The 23,103-nt window shown below is 64.2% G+C and carries 31 protein-coding genes and 1 tRNA gene; 21 read left to right on the top strand and 11 right to left on the bottom strand.

Annotation, left to right across the window (positions count from 1 at the left end):
* Window positions 1-484: EF-Tu C-terminal domain-related protein (locus tag YWC_RS0121655; protein ID WP_027867274.1), on the top strand; the 484-nt coding region annotated here is incomplete at its 5' end.
* Window positions 485-673: 189 nt separating this feature from the next.
* Window positions 674-991, top strand: coding sequence for a 30S ribosomal protein S10 (gene rpsJ / locus YWC_RS0121650; RefSeq protein WP_005663509.1), 318 nt, complete (start codon window positions 674-676; stop codon window positions 989-991).
* An 83-nt stretch (window positions 992-1,074) separates the two neighbouring features.
* Here the strand turns inward: rpsJ and YWC_RS0121645 are convergent, their stop codons facing one another.
* Window positions 1,075-1,263 carry a hypothetical protein gene (locus YWC_RS0121645; RefSeq protein ID WP_027867273.1) on the bottom strand — a complete coding sequence of 63 codons (189 nt, stop codon included), beginning with the start codon at window positions 1,261-1,263 and terminating at the stop codon, window positions 1,075-1,077.
* 194 nt (window positions 1,264-1,457) lie between these two features.
* Between YWC_RS0121645 and YWC_RS0121640 the strand changes: the two genes are divergently transcribed.
* Together YWC_RS0121640 and YWC_RS0121635 are read left to right on the top strand one after the other, a co-directional pair.
* Window positions 1,458-2,351, top strand: a complete 894-nt coding sequence (locus YWC_RS0121640; RefSeq protein WP_027867272.1) for a hypothetical protein — start codon at window positions 1,458-1,460, stop codon at window positions 2,349-2,351.
* A 256-nt stretch (window positions 2,352-2,607) separates the two neighbouring features.
* Window positions 2,608-2,916 carry a hypothetical protein gene (locus YWC_RS0121635; RefSeq protein WP_156923833.1) on the top strand — a complete coding sequence of 103 codons (309 nt, stop codon included), beginning with the start codon at window positions 2,608-2,610 and terminating at the stop codon, window positions 2,914-2,916.
* Window positions 2,917-2,930: 14 nt separating this feature from the next.
* Here the strand turns inward: YWC_RS0121635 and YWC_RS0121630 are convergent, their stop codons facing one another.
* From YWC_RS0121630 to YWC_RS0121595, 8 genes are all read right to left on the bottom strand, one after another.
* Window positions 2,931-3,923 (bottom strand): DUF6602 domain-containing protein, encoded by a 993-nt coding sequence (locus tag YWC_RS0121630; protein ID WP_027867270.1) that lies wholly within the window; start codon window positions 3,921-3,923, stop codon window positions 2,931-2,933.
* Between the two features lie 100 nt (window positions 3,924-4,023).
* Window positions 4,024-5,280 (bottom strand): TerD family protein, encoded by a 1,257-nt coding sequence (locus YWC_RS0121625; RefSeq protein WP_027867269.1) that lies wholly within the window; start codon window positions 5,278-5,280, stop codon window positions 4,024-4,026.
* On the bottom strand, window positions 5,277-6,170 hold the full coding sequence (locus YWC_RS0121620) for an HpcH/HpaI aldolase/citrate lyase family protein (RefSeq protein ID WP_027867268.1): 894 nt from the start codon (window positions 6,168-6,170) through the stop codon (window positions 5,277-5,279). The genes YWC_RS0121625 and YWC_RS0121620 overlap by 4 nt, the downstream gene beginning before the upstream one ends.
* Window positions 6,163-7,245 carry a cysteine protease StiP family protein gene (locus YWC_RS0121615; RefSeq protein ID WP_027867267.1) on the bottom strand — a complete coding sequence of 361 codons (1,083 nt, stop codon included), beginning with the start codon at window positions 7,243-7,245 and terminating at the stop codon, window positions 6,163-6,165. Before YWC_RS0121615 ends, YWC_RS0121620 begins: the two co-directional genes overlap by 8 nt.
* Window positions 7,242-7,994: an HAD family hydrolase gene (locus YWC_RS0121610; protein ID WP_027867266.1), complete on the bottom strand. Its 753-nt coding sequence runs from the start codon at window positions 7,992-7,994 to the stop codon at window positions 7,242-7,244. Before YWC_RS0121610 ends, YWC_RS0121615 begins: the two co-directional genes overlap by 4 nt.
* Window positions 7,972-9,156 carry a phosphoribosyltransferase domain-containing protein gene (locus YWC_RS0121605; protein WP_027867265.1) on the bottom strand — a complete coding sequence of 395 codons (1,185 nt, stop codon included), beginning with the start codon at window positions 9,154-9,156 and terminating at the stop codon, window positions 7,972-7,974. The genes YWC_RS0121610 and YWC_RS0121605 overlap by 23 nt, the downstream gene beginning before the upstream one ends.
* Complete coding sequence (locus YWC_RS0121600; RefSeq protein WP_027867264.1) at window positions 9,153-10,172, bottom strand: ATP-grasp domain-containing protein; 1,020 nt, start codon at window positions 10,170-10,172, stop codon at window positions 9,153-9,155. The genes YWC_RS0121605 and YWC_RS0121600 overlap by 4 nt, the downstream gene beginning before the upstream one ends.
* Window positions 10,173-10,243: 71 nt before the next feature.
* A complete protein-coding gene (locus YWC_RS0121595) occupies window positions 10,244-10,819 on the bottom strand; it encodes a TerD family protein (protein WP_027867263.1) in 576 nt (191 codons plus the stop codon).
* 160 nt (window positions 10,820-10,979) lie between these two features.
* Between YWC_RS0121595 and YWC_RS30255 the strand changes: the two genes are divergently transcribed.
* On the top strand, window positions 10,980-12,020 hold the full coding sequence (locus YWC_RS30255) for a LacI family DNA-binding transcriptional regulator (RefSeq protein ID WP_229413156.1): 1,041 nt from the start codon (window positions 10,980-10,982) through the stop codon (window positions 12,018-12,020).
* Window positions 12,021-12,077: 57 nt separating this feature from the next.
* Here YWC_RS30255 and YWC_RS0121585 read toward each other — a convergent pair whose 3' ends face one another.
* Both YWC_RS0121585 and ggpS read right to left on the bottom strand, forming a co-directional pair.
* Complete coding sequence (locus YWC_RS0121585) at window positions 12,078-13,172, bottom strand: mechanosensitive ion channel family protein (protein WP_027867262.1); 1,095 nt, start codon at window positions 13,170-13,172, stop codon at window positions 12,078-12,080.
* A gap of 11 nt (window positions 13,173-13,183) precedes the next feature.
* Window positions 13,184-15,505: a glucosylglycerol-phosphate synthase gene (gene ggpS, locus YWC_RS30250; RefSeq protein ID WP_051306638.1), complete on the bottom strand. Its 2,322-nt coding sequence runs from the start codon at window positions 15,503-15,505 to the stop codon at window positions 13,184-13,186.
* 315 nt (window positions 15,506-15,820) lie between these two features.
* Between ggpS and YWC_RS0121575 the strand changes: the two genes are divergently transcribed.
* The 16 genes from YWC_RS0121575 (at window position 15,821) to rpsH (ending at window position 23,095) form a co-directional block, all read left to right on the top strand.
* Window positions 15,821-15,897: transfer RNA gene (locus YWC_RS0121575), tRNA-Val, on the top strand.
* A gap of 277 nt (window positions 15,898-16,174) precedes the next feature.
* Complete coding sequence (rplC, locus tag YWC_RS0121570) at window positions 16,175-16,831, top strand: 50S ribosomal protein L3 (protein WP_027867261.1); 657 nt, start codon at window positions 16,175-16,177, stop codon at window positions 16,829-16,831.
* A 2-nt stretch (window positions 16,832-16,833) separates the two neighbouring features.
* Complete coding sequence (rplD, locus tag YWC_RS0121565; RefSeq protein ID WP_027867260.1) at window positions 16,834-17,454, top strand: 50S ribosomal protein L4; 621 nt, start codon at window positions 16,834-16,836, stop codon at window positions 17,452-17,454.
* The gene (rplW, locus tag YWC_RS0121560; RefSeq protein WP_027867259.1) at window positions 17,451-17,768 is read left to right on the top strand and encodes a 50S ribosomal protein L23; all 318 of its coding nucleotides are present in this window, start codon (window positions 17,451-17,453) and stop codon (window positions 17,766-17,768) included. Before rplD ends, rplW begins: the two co-directional genes overlap by 4 nt.
* Complete coding sequence (rplB, locus tag YWC_RS0121555; RefSeq protein ID WP_027867258.1) at window positions 17,768-18,595, top strand: 50S ribosomal protein L2; 828 nt, start codon at window positions 17,768-17,770, stop codon at window positions 18,593-18,595. The genes rplW and rplB overlap by 1 nt, the downstream gene beginning before the upstream one ends.
* Window positions 18,596-18,605: 10 nt before the next feature.
* Window positions 18,606-18,881 carry a 30S ribosomal protein S19 gene (rpsS, locus tag YWC_RS0121550; protein ID WP_005663463.1) on the top strand — a complete coding sequence of 92 codons (276 nt, stop codon included), beginning with the start codon at window positions 18,606-18,608 and terminating at the stop codon, window positions 18,879-18,881.
* The gene (gene rplV / locus YWC_RS0121545) at window positions 18,878-19,210 is read left to right on the top strand and encodes a 50S ribosomal protein L22 (protein ID WP_171085678.1); all 333 of its coding nucleotides are present in this window, start codon (window positions 18,878-18,880) and stop codon (window positions 19,208-19,210) included. The genes rpsS and rplV overlap by 4 nt, the downstream gene beginning before the upstream one ends.
* Before the next feature lie 11 nt (window positions 19,211-19,221).
* Window positions 19,222-20,016, top strand: coding sequence for a 30S ribosomal protein S3 (gene rpsC / locus YWC_RS0121540; protein WP_027867256.1), 795 nt, complete (start codon window positions 19,222-19,224; stop codon window positions 20,014-20,016).
* Window positions 20,017-20,018: 2 nt separating this feature from the next.
* Window positions 20,019-20,438 carry a 50S ribosomal protein L16 gene (rplP, locus tag YWC_RS0121535; RefSeq protein ID WP_027867255.1) on the top strand — a complete coding sequence of 140 codons (420 nt, stop codon included), beginning with the start codon at window positions 20,019-20,021 and terminating at the stop codon, window positions 20,436-20,438.
* 12 nt (window positions 20,439-20,450) lie between these two features.
* Complete coding sequence (gene rpmC / locus YWC_RS0121530) at window positions 20,451-20,642, top strand: 50S ribosomal protein L29 (RefSeq protein ID WP_027867254.1); 192 nt, start codon at window positions 20,451-20,453, stop codon at window positions 20,640-20,642.
* Window positions 20,639-20,911, top strand: coding sequence for a 30S ribosomal protein S17 (gene rpsQ, locus YWC_RS0121525; protein ID WP_027867253.1), 273 nt, complete (start codon window positions 20,639-20,641; stop codon window positions 20,909-20,911). Before rpmC ends, rpsQ begins: the two co-directional genes overlap by 4 nt.
* 225 nt (window positions 20,912-21,136) lie before the next feature.
* The gene (gene rplN, locus YWC_RS0121520; RefSeq protein ID WP_005663451.1) at window positions 21,137-21,505 is read left to right on the top strand and encodes a 50S ribosomal protein L14; all 369 of its coding nucleotides are present in this window, start codon (window positions 21,137-21,139) and stop codon (window positions 21,503-21,505) included.
* 9 nt (window positions 21,506-21,514) lie between these two features.
* Complete coding sequence (gene rplX / locus YWC_RS0121515) at window positions 21,515-21,829, top strand: 50S ribosomal protein L24 (RefSeq protein WP_027867252.1); 315 nt, start codon at window positions 21,515-21,517, stop codon at window positions 21,827-21,829.
* 5 nt (window positions 21,830-21,834) lie between these two features.
* The gene (rplE, locus tag YWC_RS0121510) at window positions 21,835-22,374 is read left to right on the top strand and encodes a 50S ribosomal protein L5 (protein ID WP_027867251.1); all 540 of its coding nucleotides are present in this window, start codon (window positions 21,835-21,837) and stop codon (window positions 22,372-22,374) included.
* A gap of 4 nt (window positions 22,375-22,378) precedes the next feature.
* The gene (rpsN, locus tag YWC_RS0121505) at window positions 22,379-22,684 is read left to right on the top strand and encodes a 30S ribosomal protein S14 (protein WP_005663444.1); all 306 of its coding nucleotides are present in this window, start codon (window positions 22,379-22,381) and stop codon (window positions 22,682-22,684) included.
* Between the two features lie 15 nt (window positions 22,685-22,699).
* Window positions 22,700-23,095 (top strand): 30S ribosomal protein S8, encoded by a 396-nt coding sequence (gene rpsH, locus YWC_RS0121500; protein WP_027867250.1) that lies wholly within the window; start codon window positions 22,700-22,702, stop codon window positions 23,093-23,095.
* Window positions 23,096-23,103: the final 8 nt, after the last annotated feature.

The following is a 23,103-nucleotide window of genomic DNA, read 5'->3' as shown; positions in this document are numbered from 1 at the left end:
CGGCATCATCAAGGTCGGCGAAGAGATCGAAATCGTCGGTATCATCGACACCGTGAAGACCACCTGCACCGGCGTGGAAATGTTCCGCAAGCTGCTGGACCAGGGTCAAGCTGGCGACAACGTCGGCCTGCTGCTGCGCGGCACCAAGCGTGAAGACGTCCAGCGTGGCCAGGTTCTGGCCAAGCCGGGCTCGATCAAGCCGCACAACCACTTCACCGGTGAGATCTACGTCCTGTCGAAAGACGAAGGCGGCCGTCACACCCCGTTCTTCAACAACTACCGTCCGCAGTTCTACTTCCGTACGACTGACGTGACCGGTTCGATCGAGCTGCCGGCCGACAAAGAAATGGTCATGCCAGGCGACAACGTGTCGATCACCGTCAAGCTGATCGCTCCGATCGCGATGGAAGAAGGTCTGCGCTTCGCAATCCGCGAAGGCGGCCGTACCGTCGGCGCCGGCGTGGTTGCCAAGATCATCGCCTAATTTCGGTTAGCGAGATCGGAAGGGCGCCCCCAGGGCGTCTCTTCCAACCAACGATGGGGACAGGTTTTTCGACCTGTCCCCATCTTTATGAGAGGGAACGATGTTATACTCCCGCCTCTTGAGCAGTACCGAAGCACCTTTCACACATTGCCGGCACCTTGCCGGAACGTTCTTTTAAAAGGAAATAGCATGTCCGCTCCGAACCAGAAAATCCGCATCCGCCTGAAAGCGTTCGACTACAAGCTGATCGACCAGTCCGCCCTGGAAATCGTCGACACCGCCAAGCGCACCGGCGCAGTGGTCAAGGGCCCGGTCCCGCTGCCGACCCGCATCCAGCGTTTCGACGTCCTGCGTTCGCCGCACGTCAACAAGACCTCGCGCGACCAGTTCGAAATCCGCACCCACCAGCGCCTGATGGACATCGTTGATCCGACCGACAAGACCGTTGACGCACTGATGAAGCTGGACCTGCCGGCTGGCGTCGACGTCGAAATCAAGCTGCAGTAATCGCATCCACCGCCAGCGGATCAATCCGCTGAGGTAGCAAGGGCCGGGAGTTCGCAAGGACTCCCGGCCCTTGTCATTTGGTTTCAGTTGAGCAGTGCGTAGATGACCGGCCCAAGCAGGCTGCCCATGACCACGCCGCCGCCAAGCAGCAGCACCAGCAGCGCATAGCGTCCGATCCAGCCAACCAGCGTCGGGTGACCCGTGAAATGCGCGCGCAGGCTCGCGGCGGTGAGGCGGGTGGCATCGTCCGGGAGATGATCGAAGTTCGACATGTGGCCTCCATGCAAAAGCCCATTGTCGAGTGCGCTTTGTGTGCGTACTTTGTGCTGCCGCAAGCGCCATAGCTGGACGGCAGCGGCGGCGGAACTTCTCCAACCCCGCAGCGATAAGCGCTTTATGCGGCGCAAATTGTTCGGGCAGGCTCGCCGTGTTGTAATCGTAGCGATCACAACAGCGCGAAAAGCACATGTCCGTTACACACAGCTTCCACTCCGCAGCGTTCGAGCTGCGCCGCATCTCCTGGTCGCAGCTGGCCGGCTACGCCTATCTCGGCTTCTTCATCCTGTTGCTGGTGCGGCTGGCGGCGCCCGAAGCGATGGGGCCGGCACTGCGCACGCTGGCCTTCGCGCTGCCCCTGGTCCTGCTGGCCGCCAAGGACCTGGCGCACCTCCCCGATGCGCTGCAGCGCCTGCGTGGCGCCACCGGCTGGCGTGGCCGCATCCTTGCCCTGCTGCCGCCGGAATTGATCGGCATGGCCAGGCTCGACCGCCTGATGTGGAGCGGCTTCCTGCAATGGCTGCGCCGCCGCAAGCCGCTGGCGCGCCCGGAAGGCACGGCGCTGACCTACCTGCAGCGCGGCGCCTACGGCACCGCGATCGGCTGCGCGATGGTCGCGGTATTCCTCGAATTGCCGATCGACTTCGGCATCCTCCGCCTGTTCGTCGACGATCCGGACACGCGCATGCTCATCCATGTGGCCGGCGGCATCGGGGCCGTGTACACGCTCGCCTGGGTGCTGGGCGACCGCTGGCATGTCGCCGAAGGCAGCCATGTGCTGGCGGACGGGATGCTGCACCTGCGCGTCGGCGTGCGCACTCAGGGCAGCATTCCGCTCTCGAGCATCGAGCGCGTAGATGCGGTAACCGAGGCGCCCGAACGCTGGCGCCGGCGCCATGGCATCCATCCTGCCGACACCATCACGGTGACGCCTTTCGACAAACCGAATTGCGTGCTGGTCATGAAGCCGGATGCAGGCGTGACGCTGCAGCACTGGCAGGTGCGCCACGCCGCGCCGCGCTATGTGCTGCTCTACCTCGACCGTCCGGAACTGCTGGCCAGCAGCGTCAAGCAGGACGGATGACGCGTTCCCGGCAGCTGCGCGCCGGGTCGGGGGCGCTGATCATCCTGGCACACATGGCCTTCTTCGCGATTCTGCTCCGCTATGCCGGCACGCCTCCTGTCAGGGATGAGACAGGTCCAGCCGACTACATCGAATTCGTGCTGGTTCCGGCAAAGGCCAGGCCGAAGCCGGTGCAAGCGGCCACCCCGGCCCCGCTACCCCGCAAGACAAAGGCCACGCCAGCGCAGGCCGCGCCGCGTCATCGGACACGGTGGCCGTGCCATCCGTTCCGGAGCCGCAGGAGTCAAGCCCGGAGCAGGCCCCGGCGCAGGGCAGACAACTGGACATGGAGGCACTGCGCGCCACTGCCCGCCGCGTCGCCAGGGAGCACGTGCCGGAACCATTCGAACAGGTGCGCGATGCCGAGCATCGGCTGGAAATCGACAAGAAGGACCTCGGCCGCGCCATCAGGGAAGCCAAGCGGTCGCCCTGCACCAAGAAGTACAGCGGCGGCACGTCGCTGAACGTGTTCGCGTTGATTCCGCTGGCGATCGACACCATCACCGACACGGGTTGCAAGTGGTAGTGTCGATGGGCAAATCAGACCTTCACCAGGTAAGCCATCTCCTTGAACGTGATGGGATCGAACCGTAGCGCTTTTGCATACGAATGCATGAGCGTATCGTCGAGGATGGATTCCATCAGTGCCAGGAACAATAAGTGGGCCGCTCCCGTGCCGCCGTTAACGATCTGCCATTGGATTGCTTGCATCGACAAGCGGCCGCGTGCTTGGGCGAGGGGTTCCTGACGTAGAGGCAGATTAAAACTCGGGAAAAGAATCGCGCCTCTTCCGAAAACAAATATACCGTCGAGTGTCGACGAACGCAGTCCCGGCAGCAAAGACTGGTTGTCGGGGAAGAGCGCTTCACGCAATCCAACCCTGTCCATATCGGCGCGCGGAAGCTCGGCTTTCTTGTAGTACGAGACGAGCCAATCGAAGATGGTATCCAGGGTGACCGTGCTTCCATACGCGACCAGGAAACGCCTGGGAGTACGAATTTGCTTCCGATCGCTCCCTGTTTGAGGGAGAAGCGCCCCGATATGCTCGGCTGCACGGCAAGCCTGTTGCAGGTCTTTTTCCTGCAAGGTCGATTTTACTTCGATGGTGGCTTTGACGCTTTCCACAGGGAAGAGGTGGATATTGGCGCCAATATCGAACCTGGGGATGCGCTGGTCGTACAAGACGATATCGATCCGGTTCCGCGTTTCACCAGACGCCGAGCGCGCATCGATGACTTCGCCTGTCCCTACGCCGATTCCGGCTCCGATGTGCCCAGTGATGAAGTCGCTGATGAACGCTTCTCTCGGCGTGCCCTTGTGCAGGTTGTGCCCTGATGTGGCCTGTACCTTTGCGCGCGCCAGCAACAGCTGTTCGATGTGGGAAAAGTGATCATTGAAGAGGGTTCCATCTTGAATGATTGGCGCGGCACTTTTCTTCTTTGCTGGTGCAGCGGCGCTTTTTCCGGACTTCTTTGTTGCGACAGCGCCTTTCGCTGCCTGCAGGGGAGGCGATACCGTACTGGATTTGGCCATGGCAAGGTCCTTGAGCAAGAATACAAACCGATAATGAGAACAAATGCATCATTCTTTCCGATGACGGTTCTTGCGTTCCTGGGGCGCAAGCCCATCGCCCCTACAGTAGCTTAGTTTTCGAGCCAGTTTTCCAGCGCAGCCCGAAGCCGAAATGGCGGTCCATCAGCTCGTGCGCGCTGGTCCCGCCGCTCTGCTGGAAATACTCGGCCAGCTTGGTGACTTGCATACTGCCGCCCCGGTTCTCGATCAGCGCGATCGCGCACATCATCTGGTTGCCGCCGCCATCCAGGCGCACCTCGATCGGCGCCTGTTCGGGCGCGGTGATGGTCACCACGCCGTCGGTCGCCGCCCAGTTGGGCACGCCCTCGTAGATGAAGGAAAAGATCAGTGCACGGCGGATCTGGTCGAAGCGCTCGCCGTTGATGGTCAGGTTCTCGCCGCCGGCCACCGCGCCGGTGCGGTCGTCGGCATCCAGGCGGATGTAGGGCTCGCGTTCGAAGTCGCCCCAGGCATTGCCGAGCGCCTGCACCAGCCCGCGCCGGCCGTCGGCCAGCTCGTACATGCAGCCGAGGTCGAGGTCGATGCCGCCGCGGCCCTTGCGGCCGGCGCCGATGCCGCCGCCAATCAGCTTGTCGAAGAAGCCCGTTTTCGCAGGCTGCTGGGGCGGCGCCGCCGTCGCCGACTGGTTCCAGTTCAGGTTCACGTGGATGCGGCCGAAGCCGCGGCCGGGGCGCTTGTCGAGCGAGACCTTGTCGCCGCGCTTTTCCAGCGTGACCTTCGACAGCGAGACCCTGGGCTGCGCCGGCGCCGGCGGGGGCGCCGAGGTGGGAGCGGAAGCGGCGGCAGGCTTCGCCTCCGTGCCGCCGAAATGCGCCAGCAGCGCCGACAGCCCGCCATTGAAGCCCTGGCCGACCGCGCCGAAACGCCACATTCCGTCGCGCCGGTACAGCTCCGCCACGATGACCGCCTTCTCGTCGCCGAAGTCCGCACCCGACCACGGGAAGCGCACCGCGCTGCCGAGATTCAGGGCGCAGGCGCCGAGCGAGCGCATGGTCTGGACGCCGTCGATGGCGGCGACAAACACCAGCTTCGCGATCGTCGCCGGCAGGGCATCGAGATTCACGGCGAAGCGGGCCAGCGACCCGCTCAGCTCCAGCCGGACCGCGCCCTCTGGGCTGGCCAGCTGGTTGTAGAACACCATGTAGCGCTCATCCGACAGGCGCTCGGACGCATCCAGGCCGAAACAGGACACGTCGACCGAGAGGCCGGGCGCCCCGATATCCACCTCGACGGTAAAGGCATGACCGATGCCGAGGTCTGCCAGCTTGCCTTTCTGGCCACGCGAGAACAAATTCATGAGGTTTCTCCTTCCATCGAACGGGAACCGAAGCGGTGCGACTGTTCCACCAGGCGCTCGGCCCAGGCGCGGTGGGTGGCGACTTCGCACATCGCGTCGTTCATGCGGAACACGGCGGGGCTGGCGTCGTCGAGGATGGCGCGCGCCACTGCCAGGTCTTGCGGGCGCACCTGGTAGTGCTGCTCGATCGGGGCGATCTGGGTCGGGTGGATCGCGGTCTTGCCGACCATGCCGTGGGCCAGGTCTTCCAGCACTTCCTGGTCGAGCAGCTCGGGCAGGTCGAGGTATTCGAACACCGGCGCCGTCAAGGCGAAGCCCCAGGGCCGGAAGGTGGTCACGAGGCGCGCGATCACGGGCCCCAGCGGCGTGCGGTAGATCGTCATGCCGCGCGGCCGGCGCAGGCCCAGCAGGGCGAGCAGGTCGTTGCCCCCGATGCGCAGTGCCAGGATGCGGTGGCGCACGCCCGGGCCTTCGAACACGGCGCGCAGCTGCTGCATTTCGCTGTCGCTGAACACTTCCGCCGTCTCCAGCGTCGGCATCAGGACGTGGCTTGTGTCGCGCACGAGGCGGAAATAGGTGTCGAAGTTGTGGCGCGTGATCTTCGGCAGCACGAAGCCGCTCAGCTTCTCGGCGCCCGGCATGGCCAGCACGCGCTCCATCACCTCCGGATTGCGCACCCGGACGAAACGCTCGGCCGTAACCTCGCTGCGCATGTTCGCCAGCACCACCGAGAGGTTGAACAGCGACCAGCTCAGTTCGCGGTCGGCGATGGCGTCTTCAAGACAGAAAATGAGCGAGCGCGCGTCCGGCAGCTTCTCGCCGTTGGCGATTCTGGCCAGGTCCTTGTGATTGGCCGGCACGTACAGTGACGCGCCTAAAGACTTAAGCATCCGATGCACTCCTGATCAGGGAAACTGCGTGATAGGGCAGAAGCGGGTCGACCGCGACCGGCACCTGTTTTTCTTCGGCCAGCACTTCCAGGTGCCGCACGTCCGGAGCGCCCGGTTGGCGCAGCACCAGCAGGCGCGGCACGCGGCGCAGCAGCACGCGGGTGGCCTCGCCGATGCCGGGCTTGATGAGATTGATGTCGGTGATGCCGTAGCGTTCCATCGCACAATCGAGGTAGGTGCGCGAGCGTTCGGCAGCCGCTTTCGCGTCCGGCGGCGTGGCTTGCGGCAGGTCGCCGCCAGCCTTCGCCAGCGCCACCAGCGCATCGGCGAAGCGTTGCGACTGGTCATGGGGAGCAAACTCGCCGTAGTAGACGCAGCCGTGGAAGTCGTCCGGACCGATCCGTTCGTCCAGCACCGTGCGGCTCACCAGCCCCGACACCGTGGCATTCAGGATGCTCGACGGGATCAGGTAGTCGTCGCCGGAGGCCGCGACGGCGGCGGCGCCGGCCAGGTCCGACAGCACGTACAGGCCGTTGTCGATGCCGGTCCGCTGCGCCGCATTGAAGGCGGACACGGACAGCGCCAGCTCGCGCGCGATCACGCCCTTGCCGGTCCAGCCGTCCACGAACACGATCGATTCCGGCGCGTGGCCCTGGGCCAGGACGTGGCGCAGGGCGGCTCGGTCGATGCCGCGGTCGCGCACGATCGACACCGAATAGTGGACCGCCTCGCGTTCGAGCACCTCGCGCAGCAGCCGCGCCACCACCACCCCCACCGGCGTGCCGGCGCGCGCCAGCGAGACCACGGCGATGGCGCCGGTGCGCCGCGCGGCGATGAGGCCGGCCAGGCGCAGGCAGTCCGCCGCCATGCGCGCATTGTTGGCGCGGCAGGCATCCTCGAACACGGCCATGTAGCGCGGCGAGGGCAGCGATTCAGGAGACAGCATCTGGCTGTAGTGGCGCTGGCCGGACTGGATCAGGCGCTCCTTGTCATGCACGCTGGTGAATTCCTGCGCCTGCAAGCGCGTGAGCAGGAAGTCCACCTCGCCGGCGCGGTAGCTGCCCGGGAAGCTCACAGGGCCTCCACGGTCAGGCGCGCGAGCTGGGTGGCGCGCGGGACGATGGCGTAGTCGCAGGCGGCCATGAAGCGCGCGTCGGAACGGCTGTCGCCCATGCCGAAGGTGACGATGTCGCCGTGCTCGGCGCGTAACTTGCCGGTGATATGGGCCACCGCATTGGCCTTGTCCAGCGCCTTCGGCAGGATGGCCAGGTTGTTGCCGTTGCGGTGCACGACATAGTCCGGGCGGCCGTCCGCGATCCAGGGGCGCACCACCTCTTCCTCGACCGGCGCCAGGCGCTCGTGGCGCTTGTCCGGGTCTTTCACGACCAGGAAGAAGGGCGTGGCGAAATCCTCGATCATGCGCGCGCGGCCGCCGAAGCCCGTGCGTCCGGCATAGTCGTCGATGTGCCGCGCCAGCTCCTGCAGGCCGGGCAGGGCGGCGTGCATCGCGCTGCGCATCCCTTCCAGCCAAAGCATGTCGGCGCTGCCGCCGGGCTGCAGCACCACGCCGCCATAGTTGATGACGGCGTAGCTGTCGAAGGGCAGGTGCACGCGGCGCAGGCCGTCATGGTCGCGCGCCGTGGTCGGGATCACGGTCATGCCGTCCTGCACGAAGCTCAGGAAGGCGCGCTGGGCGCGCGTGGTGTACGAGCAGATGCTGCCGTCCTTGTAATAGGCGGCCGGCTCGAGCGCATCCGCGGCGGCGCATTTCTCGAAGGTCTGGAACAGCGTGTCGTCCAGGTCAGCGAACAGGAACTTCTTCAACGTCAGCCTCGGACAGGAAGTGGAACAGGCGCGCATCCAGCAGAGCGGCGAGCTCGCGCAAGGGGGCATTGGGCGCGGTCTCGTGGCAGACTAGCACGTGCTCGTACTGGCCAGGCGCGATGTTGTAGATGAAATTGGCGATGCCCTCGCCGTAGTTGTCGGGGAAGCGCAGTGCGTGGCTGACCGCCCCCCAGGTCAGGATCGGCGAGCGCGTGGTCGACTGCACCCGGACGTCGACGCCGCGCCGCTCCAGCGCCGCGCCCAGCAGCATGGCGGCATGCATGAATTCTCCGGTGCCCAGTACGGCGACCTTGGCGCCAGGCGCGAATTCGCCTGCCAGGCGGTCCGCCAGCGCCTCGGGGGGGCGCAAGGCGGAGGGCAGGCCCAGGCGGCCGAAACCGGTGCTGGCGCCGCGGTCCGCATCCGGGTCGAAACGCTGGGCGGGGGTGGCCGGGGCCACATAGTCGCCCGGCGTGAAACGGTACTCGCCGCTGAGCAGCGCGCCCATCGTCACCGGCAGGCCGAAGCGCCCGGACAGGGCGGACGTGGCCTCCCCGCCCATGAAATTGGTGATCGTCGCCAGGTGCACCCGCGCGATGCCCGGATTGAGGCGGCGGCAGGCCGCGGTCAGGTTCAGGAAGGTGTTGCCGGTGCTGGCTTCGTCGTCCACCAGCACCAGGGTGGAGGCCGCCAGCAGCAGCGCGCGCAGGCGAGGATCTTCCGGCATGTGCAGGAACTGGCGCGGCGCGTGGCTGTGCGCCTCCTCGAATTCGATCAGCTCGCCAGTGCCTGCGCGGTAGCGCGTGGTATGGATGAACAGGGCTTCACGTCCGGGATTGGCGCGCAGCCAGGCTTCGAACACGCCCTGGCCCAGGCCGATCGCGGTTTCCGCCATGGCGATGAACACCACCGGCCCATCGCTATCCGGCACGGTGGCGGCGAGGCGCGCGTGGATGGCGAGCATGCTCGATGGCCGCACCGGCCAGTGCTTGCCCAGCACCTTGCTCAGGAACAGGAAGCCGCGCTTGGCATTGGCGCGCGCCGCGAAGCCGAGCAGCTCCTCAAACTCGTCCGCGCCCTCGGCAAGCGCGACGTCGAGCGTCCCGGTGGGCAGGGCCACGCTGCGCCGTGATAGGGCATCCAGGTCGGACTTCGCGTTCATGCCAGCTCCAGCGCTTCCGGGACTTCGATCACGCGCATGCCGTTGCGTACCGGCGCCACCTCGACAGTGTCGAAACCGTCGGCAAAACCCTTCAGGGCGATCCAGGGCAGGTTCGGCCCGGCCGCACAGGCCATGCCGATGCCGCCCGACATGCGCGGGTTGATCTCGAGCAGCCGCGGCTTGCCGCCGGCTTCGCGGAACTGCACGTTGAAGATGCCGTTCAGGCCATAGTCGGCGGCGAGTTTGGCGGTCGCCTCGACGATCTCGGGGCGCATGTCGATCAGCTGGCCGCTGCCGGCCTGCGCCGGCTTGCGGCGCGCCACCGCCGCCACCAGGCGGCCGTTGTCGCCCACGCAGTCGACGCTGTACTCGGCGCCCTCGAGGAATTCCATCAGCAGCATGGTGCGGAATTCTTTCAGCTCCGCCAGGCCGCGGCGCAGGTCCTGGTAGCCGATGTGGTACTCGACGCCCGCCAGGAGCAGGGCGGCGCTGCTGCGCTCTTCGTCGACGATGGCGAAGCCGATGCCATAGATGCCGCGCGCGGGCTTGATGCACAGCTTCGCATGGCGCGGGCGCAGCTCGGCCCAGGCGGCATCGAACTGGTCGAGGTTGTCGAAGCGGCGGAATTCGGCCACCGGCGCCTGCGGCAGATCGGTCTCCGCATAGAAGCCGGCCTTGTCGTGCATGAGCTGGAGCTTCTGCGGCGTGGCCGCGCTCAGCACGCGCGTGCCGATTTCCAGGAAGCGCGCGTGCTGCGCGGCCAGGGTGGTGGCCTCGCGGCCCGGCACGAAGATGTCGATGCGCTGCTTGCGGCAGAACTCCAGGCACCACTCGACGTAGGCAGCCGGCTCCAGGCCGACGGGCTCGCCGTGGAACTCATGGGCCAGGCGCGCCGCCGGGGTATGGCGGTTGGCATTGCTGTGGATGATGGTGAAACGCTGGGCGGTATCTGCCTCGCGGATCAGCCGGATCGCGGCGTAGATGGACGAAAACGTCCTGTTGTACCAAACGCGCATGAAGTCTTTCAAGACAGGTGGACGTACGCGCCCGCAGGGCAGCGGGCGCGTTAAAACAGGCGCTCTTGTATTTAGACGTTGACGCCGAACGAGCGCGCGAGCGGACCCAGGCCGCCCTTGAAGCCCTGGCCGACGGCGCGGAACTTCCATTCGCCGCCGTGGCGGTACAGTTCGCCGAAGATCATCGCGGTTTCGGTCGAGCTGTCTTCGGACAGGTCGTAGCGCGCGATCTCGGCTTCGCCGTTGGCGTTCAGGCAGCGGATATACGCCTTGGCGACCATGCCGAAGTTCTGGCGGCGCGCGTCGGCGTCGTGGATGGTGACGCAGAACGAGACCTTCTCGACCTCGGCCGGGACACGCGACAGGTCGACCGCGATCTTCTCGTCGTCGCCCTCGCCCTGACCGGTGGTGTTGTCGCCGGCGTGGACCACCGAGCCGTCGCTCGATTTCAGGTTGTTGTAGAAGATGAAGTCGGTGTCGCCGCGCACCTTGGCGTCGGCTTTCAGCATGAATGCGCTGCCATCCAGGTCGAAGGCGGCGCCGTCGGTGGAACGCGGGTCCCAGCCCAGGCCAATGATCACCTTGGTGAGGCCAGGTGCTTCCTTGCTCAGGTTGACGTTGCCGCCTTTCTGCAGACTGATTGCCATACGAACTCCTTACGTGGTGGGGGTTGATCGGCCGCCGATGACGGCGTTAACTATTTGATTGTACACGCTCCGAATTTCACATTACTCACTCTCGTGATGTCCATACGCCAGTGGCCGCTTCGTAACATTCCGGTCATAATTGCCGCCCGAAGGAGGCAGAATGGCAACAATGAAGCAGGTGGCGGAGCGGGTCGGCGTATCGACCTCGACCGTGTCGCACGTGATCAACGGGACCCGGGCGGTGAGCGACGCCGTGCGCAGGCAGGTGCTGGCCACCATCGAGGAGATGGGCTATGTCCCGAACGCGATGGCGCGCAGCCTCAAGAACGACAAGAGCCATACCATCGGCGTCTCCATTCCCGACAACAGCAATCCCTGCTTCGCCGAGCTGCTGCGCGGGATCGAGGACGCGGCCTTCGAGGTCGGCTACAACATCATGCTGTGCAACGGCTACGGGGACGTGCAGCGCCAGGCTACCCACCTGCGCAGCCTGACCGAGAAACGCATCGATGGCCTGATCCTGGTGGCCGGCAGCGCCCGCGACGAACTGGCCCCGCTGCTGGCCAGCCAGCGCGTGCCGATCGTGCTGGCCGAGCACGAGGTGCCGGCCGTGGACACTGATTTCATCGGCCTCGACCACGAAGAGACGGGCCATGCCGCCACCCGCCACCTGATCGAGCTGGGCCACCGCCGCATCGCCTGCGTGGCCGGGCCCCAGGCCGAACCGCACAGCCTGGAACGCATCGCCGGCCTGCGCCGTGCCCTGATGGATGCGGGCCTGTCGCTGCCCGCCGGCTACCTGGTGCATGCGAGCCCCGATTGCGCCGGCGGCCACGACGCGGTGCGAGGCCTGCTGGCGCTGGGCACACCGCCGACGGCGGTGTTTGCCTGCAACGACCTGATGGCGCTGGGCGGCCTGTGCGCGGCGCAGGAAGCCGGCGTGGCGGTGCCCGGTGAGCTGTCGGTGGTCGGGGGCGACGACCTCGGCATGGCCGCGTTCGCGACGCCACGCCTGAGCTCGGTGACCCAGCCGACCCATGTGCTGGGCCGGCAGTTGACCGAACTGCTGGTCGGGCGCATCCGCGGCGATGCCCGGCCGCGCATGCGCCGCCGGCTGCCGGGCAGCCTGGTGGTGCGCCAGTCAACCGCTGTGCCGGGTAGGGTGGACGGCTCCGCCGTCCGCGCGTTCAAATCCGGCTGAATAAGCGCATCGGCTATTCATCATCCAGTTGAACGCGCGGACGGCAAGCCGTCCACCCTACGCTGCGGCACGTTCATCGGCTGGCGCCATTGCCACGACAGGCAACTCGCCCGTCGGTCCCAGATGCACCATCTGCGCCGGCAGCGCCAGGCGGATCTTCTGCTCGCCGAGCATCGCCACGATGCGCAGGTAGATTTCCTGCTGCACGTCCATGAACACGCGGTAGTCCGGGCTGTCGACGTAGTACACGATCTCGAAGGTGTAGGCGGGCGCCGCCAGCGAAGCCAGGTGGGCGCGGTCGAAGCGCACCTGCGGCTGGGCCGCGACGATTTCTTCGAGCAGGCCGGGCAGGGCGCGCAGGGAGGGTTCCGGCGTGTCGTAGGTCACCGCCACCTGGAACACCACGCGGCGCGCCTCCATGCGGCGCAGGTTGTGGATGCGGCTCTTGAGCAGGTCGGCGTTCGAGAACACGATCTGCTCGCCGCCCAGGCTGCGCACCCGGGTGGTCTTCAGGCCCACGCTCTCCACCGTGCCCAGCATCTTGTCGACGATGATGAAGTCGCCCACCACGAAGGGCTTGTCGAGCACGATGGACAGCTTGGCGAACAGGTCGCCCAGGATGCTCTGCACCGCCAGCGCCACGGCGATACCGCCGACTCCCAGGCTGGCCACCAGGGCGGTGATGTTGACGCCCAGGTTATCGAGGGTCATCAGGCCCACCACCGCCCACAGGACCACGCGCAGGAGGAAGGCGATCGCGGCCGACGAGGTGACGCGGTCCGGGTCGGCGGCCTGCTCGGCGCGGGTGCCGGCCAGCCAGGCGCGCAGCGCATGGTCGCCCCAGATCGCGCACTGGATCAGCACCGCGGCGATCGCGGCGCGGCTGATGAAGAGGTGCGTACGCTCGGGCAGGGCCAGCAGGCTGGCGCCGGCATACAGTCCGACGATGATCAATACCACCAGGCGGGTCCGGGACAGCGCGGCCACGGCGGCGCCGAGCGCGCGCGAACCGCCCGGATTGGCGGCCACGAAGGAACGCAGGCGCCGCAGCAGGATCGACTTGACGGCGTCGAGGCCGGCCACCACCACGGCGGCGGCGGCCAGCGCCATCAGCCAGTCGGCCACCGGGTTACCCAGGAAAACGGTATCCATGTGTACTCCTTTCACGCTGCCGGACGTTCGTCGACGGCCGGCGTTTCATTGCGCGCCAGCGCAGTCAGGAAGCCTTCGCCCCAGCGCGTGACGTCGTGCTCGTCCACGATCATGGCCAGCCGCGCGGCGCGGTAGGCGACTTCGTCGGCGCCCATGCTCAGCGCCTGGTACAAGGTCTCGCTCATGGCATTGGCGTCGTAGGGATTGACCAGCAGGGCGCCGTGCAGCTCGACCGCGGCGCCGGCGAATTCGGACAGGATCAGCACCCCGGGGCGTCCCGCCGCATGGCGGGTGGCGACGTACTCCTTGGCCACCAGGTTGAGGCCGTCGCGCAGGGGGGTGATCCAGGCGATGCCGCAGGCGGCGTAGTGGGCCACCACGTCCTCGAAAGGCAGCGAGCGGTAGAAATAGCGCACCGGGACCCAGCCGAGGGTCGAGAAGCGGCCATTGATGCGGCCCACGGTGCGGTCGAGATCTTCACGCAGGCTGTCGTAGATCTCCATGCCGCTGGCGGCCGGGGTGACGATGTTCAGCAGCGTCACCTTGCCCAGCAGTTCGGGATGGCGCTCCAGCATGCGCTCGAAGGCCTGCAGCTTTTCCAGCGAGCCCTTGACGTAGTCGAGGCGCTCGATCGAGACGATCCCGGTCCTGCCTTCCAGCAGGCCGTCGAGTTCGGCCAGCTGGCGTTGCACTTCGCTACTGTCCACCAGGCGCCGGATCAGCTTGACGTCGGTGCCGACCGGGTGGGCGCCCAGCGCCACGCGCCGTCCGCCGACCTCGATCGCGGTCATCATGCGGTCGACCCCGAGCGCGCAGCCATAGGTGAGGAAGCGCGGCGCGCACGGGACGCTGCCGGCCACTTCCACGGGGGCGAACGAGCGCACCGCGTCGACGAAGTTCTCGACGTAGCGCGGAATGTGGAAACCCACGTAGTCGCACTGCAGCAGGCTGCCGATGATGTCACGCCGCCACGGCAGGATGTTGAAGACGTCGCTCGAGGGGAAGGCGGTGTGGTGGAAGAAGGCGATCGTCAGGTCCGGGCGCAGCGGGCGCAGGAAAGCCGGCACCATCCACAGGTTGTAGTCGTGGATCCAGGCGGTGGCGCCGTGGGCGGCCTCGCGCGCGGTCTGCTCGGCGAACAGGCGGTTCACTTCCAGGAAGCGCTCCCAGTGGGCCTGGTGGAATTCGGCCTTGTCCGGGAAGGAGAAGATGATCGGCCAGAAGGCCTCTTTCGAGAACTTCTTGTAGAACAGCTCGATGTCCTCGCCGGTAAGGGCGATGCGCGCCGCCTTGAGCTGCGGGTAGCGCTGCGGGTCGACCGCCACGTGGGTGTCGAAGCCTTCCGGCGTGCGCGATTCCTGCTGCGACCAGGCCACCCAGGAGCCCTTGCGCCCGCCGGCGAAGAAGTTCAGCAGGGTCGGCATGATGCCGTTCGGGCTCTTCGGGCGGCGCTGCAGGGTGACGCCGTCCACCACCAGTTCGTCGTAGGGCAGGCGGTGGTAGACCATCACCAGTTCGGCCTCGCCGGATACCGGATCGGCGCTCGGCGCGGCCGTGGCGCCAAGCGGCATGCCGTGCCGTGCCAGGCCTTCCAGGATGCCGCCGCAGCCCTCCACGGACGCCACGTGCACGCGCGCGTTCCTGCGCACGCGCTCGACCAGTGCCGGCTCGGCGCCGCCCACCACCACGCCGCGAAAGCCGGCTTCGAACATCGACAGATCGTTCAGGGTGTCGCCCGCCACCACCACGCTGGCCGGGTCGAAGCCGGCCGCGGCGGCCAGGCGGCGCAGCGCCGCGCCCTTGCCGACGCCGCGCGGCAGCACGTCGAGGTAGCGTCCGGCCGAGAACAGCAGCTCGCAGCCGAGTGCTTCCACTGCCGCCTGCAGCGCCGGCGTGACGGCGTCTTCGGACGCCAGGAAGGAGCAGCGCCGTTCCTGCGGCACGCTCTGGCGCACCAGCTGCGGGAAGCCGGACAGGGCGCGCAGCACCGCCTGGCTGCCCGGCCAGTGCGCGGTCAGCTCGTGCTGGATCGGCTCCACCGGCCGCAGCTCGCGGTCGACCACGGTGGCGCCGACGTCGGCGATGATGTAGTCGGGGCTCGGGATGGTGGGATCGCTCAGCAGGGGCATGACGGTTTCCAGGCCGCGTCCGGTCACGAAGACCAGGGTGGGGCGGGCGTCCGCAGGGGCCTCGGCGGCCGCGGCGAACAGGTCGCGCACGCGGCGCCGCGCCTCATGGGTGCCCGCGAGCAGGGTGCCGTCGAGGTCGGTAGCGAGCACGAGGCGGGCGGGATCGAGGGGGCGGGACCAGCGTTGCGAGTCAATAACAGTCATGAATCATCCTTATCTGCGATGCGTCCGCGCACCAGAAGCGGCGGACCGGGTCGGGGCGCGCCGGATCCGCCGGGAGGCGGGCACGCCAGGAAAAAAGGGCAGGCATGGTGCGCTGGACGCACCGTCATCTGCCGGCGAAGGGAACGTGAAAAGCGGAGGGGCGGGGAAGTCGCCCGCAAAATGCATTTGTACAATAGCATTTCACGGCGGCATCGACAACCGGCGATCCGGAAGACATGTCGGAGAGCATGCACGACGCGCCCGAAAAAAAGCTATTGCAAAACTGTCGGGCTGCTACGTATAATGCGGCTCCCCGGGCGGTTAGTTCAGCTGGTTAGAATACTTGGTCGACATCCAAGGGGTCGCAGGTTCGAATCCTGCACCGCCCACCAGACTTCCAGATCGCAGGCTCCCAGCAATGGTCGTAGCCTGCAGAGAAAAGGCGCAGCGGTGTGCCTTTTCTGTGCTGACCAGCCAGGTCAGATTCCTTGCTCTCTCCAGCTACTGCGGAAAACGCAACAGGCCGAGGTCACCTCGATTTATCCTGTTGCGCCGTTGCCGTTTGCGCGCTATACTAGCCGGCTTCGGTATGGGCACGTCTTTTTCAGCCCATGCTTTTTTAGTAGTACTAATTAGCCCCGCCCAATCGTAGGTGGGAATGGAGAAAAAATGAGCCTGGGCCTCCTCGGTCGCAAGGTTGGCATGATGCGTATCTTCACGGATGACGGCGATTCGATCCCTGTCACCGTGCTGGACGTGTCCAACAACCGTGTTGCGCAAGTCAAAACCCCTGAAACTGACGGCTACACTGCTGTGCAAGTCGTCTTCGGCCAGCGTCGCGCTTCCCGCGTGAACAAGGCTGCTGCTGGTCACTACGCTAAAGCTGGCGTCGAAGCCGGCACGATGCTGCGTGAATTCCGCATCGATTCCACCAAAGCCGCTGAACTCAAAGCCGGCGACACCATCAATGCTTCGATGTTCGAAGTGGGCCAGAAAATCGACGTGCAGGGCACCTCGATCGGTAAGGGCTACGCCGGTACCATCAAGCGTTACAACTTTGCTTCGGGCCGTGCTACCCACGGTAACTCGCGTTCGCACAACGTTCCTGGCTCCATCGGTATGGCGCAGGATCCGGGTCGCGTGTTCCCAGGCAAGCGCATGACCGGTCACATGGGCGACGTTACCGTCACCACCCAGAACCTGGAAATCGCCCGCATCGACGCTGACCGTCAGCTGCTGCTCGTGAAAGGTGCCGTTCCTGGCGCCAAGAACGGCCAGGTGATCGTCAAGCCGGCTGTCAAAACCAAAGCCAAGAAAGGAGCCTAAGTATGGAACTCCAGCTCCTGAATGAGCAAGGTCAAGCTGGCGCCGGCGTTGCAGCTGCCGACACCGTGTTCGGCCGCGAATACAACGAAGCCCTGATTCACCAGATCGTGGTCGCCTACGCCGCCAACGCGCGCAGCGGCAACCGCAAGCAGAAAGACCGTGAAGAAGTCAGCCACACCACGAAGAAGCCATGGCGCCAAAAAGGCACCGGCCGCGCTCGTGCTGGTATGTCGTCGTCGCCTCTGTGGCGCGGCGGTGGTCGCATCTTCCCGAACACCCCGGACGAGAACTTCTCGCACAAGGTCAACAAGAAGATGTTCCGCGCAGGTATCTGCTCGATCTTCTCGCAGCTGGCCCGCGAAGGCCGTCTGAACGTTGTCGAAAACCTGTCGATCGAAGCTCCGAAGACCAAGCTGCTGTCGCAAAAGCTGCAGGGCATGGGTCTGGAATCGGTCCTGGTGATCACCGACACCATCGATGAAAACCTGGAACTGGCATCGCGCAACCTGCCGAACGTGCTCGTCGTCGAGCCGAAGGCAGCTGATCCGATGTCGCTGGTGTTCTACAAGAAAGTCCTGGTCACCAAAGCTGCTCTGGCCAAGATCGAGGAGATGTACGCATGAGCACCGCTATCAAATTCAGCGAAGAGCGCCTGATGAAGGTGCTGCTGGCTCCGGTTATTTCCGAAAAGGCGACCTTCGTCGCTGAAAAGAACGAACAGATCGTGTTCAAGGTTCTGCCGGATGCAACCAAGCCGGAAATCAAGGCTGCCGTCGAACTGCTGTTCAAGGTCGAAGTGGAATCGGTGCAAACCGTCAACCGCGAAGGCAAGGTCAAGCGTTCGGGCCGTTTCACCGGTCGCCGCAACCACACCAAGCGCGCTTTCGTGGCCCTGAAGCCGGGCCAGGAAATCAATTTTGTCGAGGAGGCTAAATAATGGCACTCGTTAAGATGAAGCCAACCTCCCCAGGCCGCCGCGGCATGGTGAAGGTTGTGAACAGCGACCTGTACAAAGGCCGTCCGTTCGCAGCCCTGGTTGAGAAGAAATCGAAGACTGCTGGCCGTAACAACAACGGTCACATCACCACCCGCCACATCGGCGGTGGCCACAAGCAGCACTATCGTCTGGTCGACTTCAAGCGCCAGAAGGATGGTATCCCTGCCAAGGTCGAGCGTATCGAATACGACCCGAACCGTACCGCGCACATCGCTCTGCTGTGCTACGCGGACGGCGCCCGTGCGTACATCATCGCTCCGAAGGGCATCGCTGTCGGCGATACCCTGATGAACGGTTCGGAAGCACCGATCAAGGCCGGTAACTGCCTGCCGATCCGCAACATCCCGGTTGGTACCGTGATGCACTGCGTCGAAATGCTGCCGGGTAAAGGCGCACAGATGGCCCGCACCGCCGGCGCCGCTGTCGTCCTGATGGCCCGCGAAGGCACCTACGCCCAGGTTCGCCTGCGCTCGGGTGAAGTCCGTCGCGTGCACATCGAGTGCCGTGCAACCGTGGGTGAAGTCGGCAATGCCGAGCACAGCCTGCGCAAGATCGGTAAAGCCGGTGCGATGCGTTGGCGCGGTGTCCGCCCGACCGTCCGCGGTGTCGTCATGAACCCGATCGACCACCCGCACGGTGGTGGTGAAGGCCGTACGGCAGCAGGTCGCCATCCGGTGTCGCCATGGGGCCAGCAGACCAAGGGCAAGAAGACGCGTTCGAACAAGCGCACTTCGTCGATGATCGTCTCGCGCCGCGGCAAGAAATAAGGGATAAAACATGACTCGTTCATTGAAAAAAGGGCCGTTCATTGACGCCCACCTGGTGAAAAAAGTCGAAGCCGCGCAAGCGACCAAAGACAAGAAGCCAGTCAAAACCTGGTCGCGCCGCTCGACGATCACCCCGGACTTCATCGGTCTGACCATCGCCGTGCACAACGGCAAGGTCCACGTGCCGGTGTACGTGTCGGAGAACATGGTCGGCCACAAGCTCGGCGAATTCGCGCTGACCCGTACGTTCAAGGGCCACGCTGCTGACAAGAAGGCGAAACGATAATGGAAACTAAAGCAATCCTCAAAGGCGTTCGCCTGTCGGAACAAAAGGGCCGCCTGGTTGCGGACCTGATCCGCGGCAAGAAAGTTGACGCAGCACTCAACATTCTGCAGTTCAGCCCGAAGAAGGGCGCGACCATCATCAAGAAGGTTCTCGAGTCGGCAATCGCCAACGCGGAACACAACGATGGCGCCGACATCGACGAGCTGAAGGTCGTGCAGATCTACGTTGAAAAGGGCCCGATCCTGAAGCGCTTCACCGCACGTGCGAAGGGCCGCGGCGATCGTATTTCGAAACAATCCTGTCACATCTACGTGACTGTCGGTAACTAAGGGGTCACACGATGGGTCAGAAAATCCACCCAACCGGCTTCCGCCTGGCGGTCACCCGTAACTGGGCGTCGCGCTGGTACGCTGGCAACGGCAACTTCGCCGACATGCTGAAGGAAGACCTGGAAGCACGCGCTTTCCTGAAGAAGAAGCTGAAGAACGCTTCGGTCGGCCGCGTCGTCATCGAGCGTCCTGCCAAGAACGCACGCTTCACGATCTACTCGTCGCGTCCTGGCGTCGTGATCGGCAAGAAGGGCGAAGACATCGAAGTGCTGAAGTCGTCGCTGGCGAAGATCATGGGCGTGCCTGTGCACGTCAACATCGAAGAGATCCGCAAGCCCGAGATCGATTCGCAGCTGATCGCCGACTCGATCGCCCAGCAGCTCGAAAAGCGCATCATGTTCCGCCGCGCCATGAAGCGCGCGATGCAGAACGCCATGCGTCTGGGCGCCGTTGGCATCAAGATCATGTCGTCGGGCCGTCTGAACGGCATCGAAATCGCACGTACCGAATGGTACCGCGAAGGCCGTGTGCCTCTGCACACCCTGCGCGCCGATATCGACTACGGCACCAGCGAAGCATCGACCACCTACGGCATCATCGGCGTCAAGGTGTGGGTCTACAAGGGCGATCGTTCGGCAACGGGCGAAGCACCTGTGATCGATGTCCCGGCCGACGAGAAGAAGCCACGCGGCCCGCGCCGCGATGATGGCAAGCCTGCCGGCCGTGGCCGTCCGGGCGCCAAGCCAGGTACCGCACCAGCAGGCCGCCGCGCTGCCAAGCCGGCTGCTGAGAAAGCAGGAGAATAAGCATGCTGCAGCCAAACCGCAGAAAGTATCGTAAAGAGCAGAAGGGCCGTAACACCGGCATTTCGCACACCCGCGGCACCTCGGTGTCGTTCGGTGAGTTCGGCCTGAAGGCAGTTGCCCGCGGCCGTATCACCGCACGCCAGATCGAAGCTGCACGTCGTGCGATGACCCGTCACATCAAGCGTGGCGGCCGTATCTGGATCCGTATCTTCCCGGACAAGCCGATCTCGAACAAGCCGGCCGAAGTCCGTATGGGTAACGGTAAGGGTAATCCGGAGTACTACGTCGCTGAAATCCAGCCAGGCAAAGTCCTGTACGAGATGGACGGCGTTGCTGAAGAACTGGCGCGCGAAGCGTTCCGCCTGGCCGCTGCCAAACTGCCGCTGGCGACCACCTTCGTGGTCCGTCAAGTCGGCCAATAACAGGAGTTGAATATGAAAGCATCGGAACTCCGCGGCAAGGACCAGGAAGCGCTGCAGAAGGAGCTGAATGAGCTGCTGAAGGCCCAGTTCGGCCTGCGCATGCAAATCGCTACCCAGCAGCTGGGCAATACCGCGCAGCTCAAGAAAGTACGTCGCGACATCGCGCGTGTGAAGACTGTGATGAACTCGAAGGAAGCCAAATGAACGACACCACTAAAACGGCGCTGAAGCGTACGCTGGTCGGCAAGGTCGTGTCCGACAAAATGGACAAGACGGTGACCGTCCTGATCGAGCGTCACGTGAAGCACCCGCTGTACGGCAAGATCATCGTGCGTTCGAACAAGTATCACGCGCACGACGAGACCAACCAGGTCAAGACCGGCGACACGGTCGAGATCACGGAAGGTCGCCCGATCTCGAAGACGAAGGCCTGGACCGTGACCCGTGTTGTGCAGCAAGCACAGGTCATCTAAAGCCTAAAAATTTGTCTTGCGTGGCCCGCTGGTATCTGTGATACTAGCGGGCTTCGTTCATGTGTTGCCGCAGTATTCCTCCGCGGTTCTGCGGCCTGTAACGAATGGAAAGTCCATCACCCAAACATGGGGCTCCAGCAGGGGCGTCATGGCGGGACCAAGACTGACCGCAGGCCCACGGTTTCCGTGGGGTTTTCTACGGCTTAAGTTGGGAAAGAAAATATCATGATTCAAACCGAAAGCCGGCTCGAAGTAGCCGACAACACCGGTGCCAAGGAAGTTCTGTGCATCAAGGTGTTGGGCGGCTCGAAGCGCCGTTATGCGAGCATTGGCGACATCATCAAGGTCACCGTCAAGGTGGCTGCGCCGCGTGGTCGCGTCAAGAAGGGCGAAATTTACAACGCCGTGGTTGTGCGTACCGCTAAAGGTGTGCGCCGCCAGGACGGTTCCCTGGTCAAGTTCGACGGCAATGCCGCTGTCCTGCTGAACGCCAAGCTGGAGCCGATCGGCACCCGTATCTTTGGACCGGTCACGCGTGAACTGCGTACCGAGAAGTTCATGAAGATCGTGTCGCTGGCACCTGAAGTTCTGTAAGGAATCGACATGGATAAAATTCGTAAAAACGACGAAGTCATCGTTCTGGCCGGTAAGGACAAGGGCAAGCGTGGCGTCGTTCAGAAGCGTGTAGACGCTGAGCACGTCATCGTTGAAGGCGTCAACGTCGCTAAAAAAGCGACCAAGCCGAACCCGATGACCGGTGTTACTGGTGGTATCGTCGACAAGACTATGCCGATTCACGTGTCGAACGTCGCGCTGTTCAACGCTGCGACCGGCAAGGCAGATCGCGTTGGCTTCAAAGACCAGGACGGCAAAAAAGTCCGCGTCTTCAAGTCGAACGGCGAAGTAGTGAAGGGGTAAGATAAATGGCCCGTCTCCAAGCAATTTACAAAGAAAAAGTCGTCGCTGAACTGACCGAGAAATTCGGCTACAAGTCGATCATGGAAGTCCCGCGCCTGACCAAGATCACCCTGAACATGGGTCTGTCGGAAGCAGTCGCCGACAAGAAGATCATCGAGCACGCCACTGGCGACCTGACCAAGATCGCCGGCCAGAAGCCGGTCGTCACCAAGGCACGCAAGGCAATCGCAGGCTTCAAGATCCGCGAAGGCTACCCGATCGGCACGATGGTCACCCTGCGTGGCAATCGCATGTACGAATTCCTGGACCGCTTCATCACCGTGGCCCTGCCGCGCGTGCGTGACTTCCGTGGTGTGAACGGCAAATCCTTCGATGGCCGTGGCAACTACAACATCGGCGTCAAAGAGCAGATCATCTTCCCGGAAATCGATTACGACAAGATCGATGCGCTGCGTGGCATGAACATCTCGATCACCACCACCGCTAAGACCGACGAAGAAGCCAAAGCGCTGCTCGCCGCCTTCAAATTCCCGTTCAGGAACTAAGAGCATGGCAAAACTTGCACTGATTAACCGCGAACAGAAGCGTGCAGACCTGGTGGAGAAATTCGCCGCAAAGCGTGCAGCTCTGAAAGCAATCATCGACGACCAGTCGAAGTCGGAAGAAGAACGTTACGAAGCACGCCTGAAGCTGCAGGCCCTGCCGCGTAACTCGGCGCCGACCCGCCAGCGTAACCGCTGCGCCATGACCGGCCGTCCACGTGGCACCTTCCGTAAATTCGGTCTGGCCCGTACCAAACTCCGCGAATTCGCCATGAAAGGCGAAATCCCGGGTATGACCAAAGCTAGCTGGTAATAGGAGAGATAAGCAATGAGTATGAGCGATCCTATCGCCGATATGCTGACCCGCATCCGCAACGCACAGACCGTTTCGAAGACCACCGTCAACATGCCGTCCTCGAAAGTCAAAGTTGCGATCGCCAACGTCCTGAAGGACGAGGGTTACATCGAAGATTTCGCCGTGACCACCGAAGGTGGCAAGGCTGAACTGAAAATCGGTTTGAAATATTACACCGGCCGTCCGGTCATCGAGCGCATCGAGCGCGTGTCCCGTCCTGGCCTGCGCGTCTACAAGGGCAAGAACGAAATCCCGTCGGTCATGAATGGCCTGGGCGTGGCAATCGTCTCGACCCCGCAAGGCGTGATGACCGATCGCAAGGCACGTGCTACCGGCGTCGGTGGCGAAGTGCTGTGCTACGTGGCTTAAGGAGTAGA

Source organism: Massilia alkalitolerans DSM 17462 (genome assembly GCF_000427785.1).
GTDB lineage: Bacteria > Pseudomonadota > Gammaproteobacteria > Burkholderiales > Burkholderiaceae_D > Telluria > Telluria alkalitolerans.
The sequence above is the reverse complement of the archived record's forward strand: the minus strand, read 5'-3'. Positions and strand labels throughout refer to the sequence as shown.

Bases quoted from the DNA above. Each gene is read 5' to 3' on its own strand.
- rplD (WP_027867260.1), top strand. From the start codon at position 16,834: ATGGAACTCCAGCTCCTGAATGAGCAAGGTCAAGCTGGCGCCGGCGTT.
- YWC_RS0121625 (WP_027867269.1), bottom strand. From the start codon at position 5,280: ATGAATTTGTTCTCGCGTGGCCAGAAAGGCAAGCTGGCAGACCTCGGC.
- rplW (WP_027867259.1), top strand. From the start codon at position 17,451: ATGAGCACCGCTATCAAATTCAGCGAAGAGCGCCTGATGAAGGTGCTG.
- YWC_RS0121595 (WP_027867263.1), bottom strand. From the start codon at position 10,819: ATGGCAATCAGTCTGCAGAAAGGCGGCAACGTCAACCTGAGCAAGGAA.
- rplE (WP_027867251.1), top strand. From the start codon at position 21,835: ATGGCCCGTCTCCAAGCAATTTACAAAGAAAAAGTCGTCGCTGAACTG.
- YWC_RS0121640 (WP_027867272.1), top strand. From the start codon at position 1,458: ATGTCCGTTACACACAGCTTCCACTCCGCAGCGTTCGAGCTGCGCCGC.
- rpsQ (WP_027867253.1), top strand. From the start codon at position 20,639: ATGAACGACACCACTAAAACGGCGCTGAAGCGTACGCTGGTCGGCAAG.
- rplB (WP_027867258.1), top strand. From the start codon at position 17,768: ATGGCACTCGTTAAGATGAAGCCAACCTCCCCAGGCCGCCGCGGCATG.
- rplC (WP_027867261.1), top strand. From the start codon at position 16,175: ATGAGCCTGGGCCTCCTCGGTCGCAAGGTTGGCATGATGCGTATCTTC.
- rpsS (WP_005663463.1), top strand. From the start codon at position 18,606: ATGACTCGTTCATTGAAAAAAGGGCCGTTCATTGACGCCCACCTGGTG.
- rpsC (WP_027867256.1), top strand. From the start codon at position 19,222: ATGGGTCAGAAAATCCACCCAACCGGCTTCCGCCTGGCGGTCACCCGT.
- rplP (WP_027867255.1), top strand. From the start codon at position 20,019: ATGCTGCAGCCAAACCGCAGAAAGTATCGTAAAGAGCAGAAGGGCCGT.
- YWC_RS0121605 (WP_027867265.1), bottom strand. From the start codon at position 9,156: ATGAACGCGAAGTCCGACCTGGATGCCCTATCACGGCGCAGCGTGGCC.
- rpmC (WP_027867254.1), top strand. From the start codon at position 20,451: ATGAAAGCATCGGAACTCCGCGGCAAGGACCAGGAAGCGCTGCAGAAG.
- YWC_RS30255 (WP_229413156.1), top strand. From the start codon at position 10,980: ATGGCAACAATGAAGCAGGTGGCGGAGCGGGTCGGCGTATCGACCTCG.
- rplX (WP_027867252.1), top strand. From the start codon at position 21,515: ATGGATAAAATTCGTAAAAACGACGAAGTCATCGTTCTGGCCGGTAAG.
- YWC_RS0121600 (WP_027867264.1), bottom strand. From the start codon at position 10,172: ATGCGCGTTTGGTACAACAGGACGTTTTCGTCCATCTACGCCGCGATC.
- rpsN (WP_005663444.1), top strand. From the start codon at position 22,379: ATGGCAAAACTTGCACTGATTAACCGCGAACAGAAGCGTGCAGACCTG.
- YWC_RS0121585 (WP_027867262.1), bottom strand. From the start codon at position 13,172: ATGGATACCGTTTTCCTGGGTAACCCGGTGGCCGACTGGCTGATGGCG.
- YWC_RS0121620 (WP_027867268.1), bottom strand. From the start codon at position 6,170: ATGCTTAAGTCTTTAGGCGCGTCACTGTACGTGCCGGCCAATCACAAG.
- rpsJ (WP_005663509.1), top strand. From the start codon at position 674: ATGTCCGCTCCGAACCAGAAAATCCGCATCCGCCTGAAAGCGTTCGAC.
- YWC_RS0121630 (WP_027867270.1), bottom strand. From the start codon at position 3,923: ATGGCCAAATCCAGTACGGTATCGCCTCCCCTGCAGGCAGCGAAAGGC.
- ggpS (WP_051306638.1), bottom strand. From the start codon at position 15,505: ATGACTGTTATTGACTCGCAACGCTGGTCCCGCCCCCTCGATCCCGCC.
- rpsH (WP_027867250.1), top strand. From the start codon at position 22,700: ATGAGTATGAGCGATCCTATCGCCGATATGCTGACCCGCATCCGCAAC.
- rplN (WP_005663451.1), top strand. From the start codon at position 21,137: ATGATTCAAACCGAAAGCCGGCTCGAAGTAGCCGACAACACCGGTGCC.
- YWC_RS0121645 (WP_027867273.1), bottom strand. From the start codon at position 1,263: ATGTCGAACTTCGATCATCTCCCGGACGATGCCACCCGCCTCACCGCC.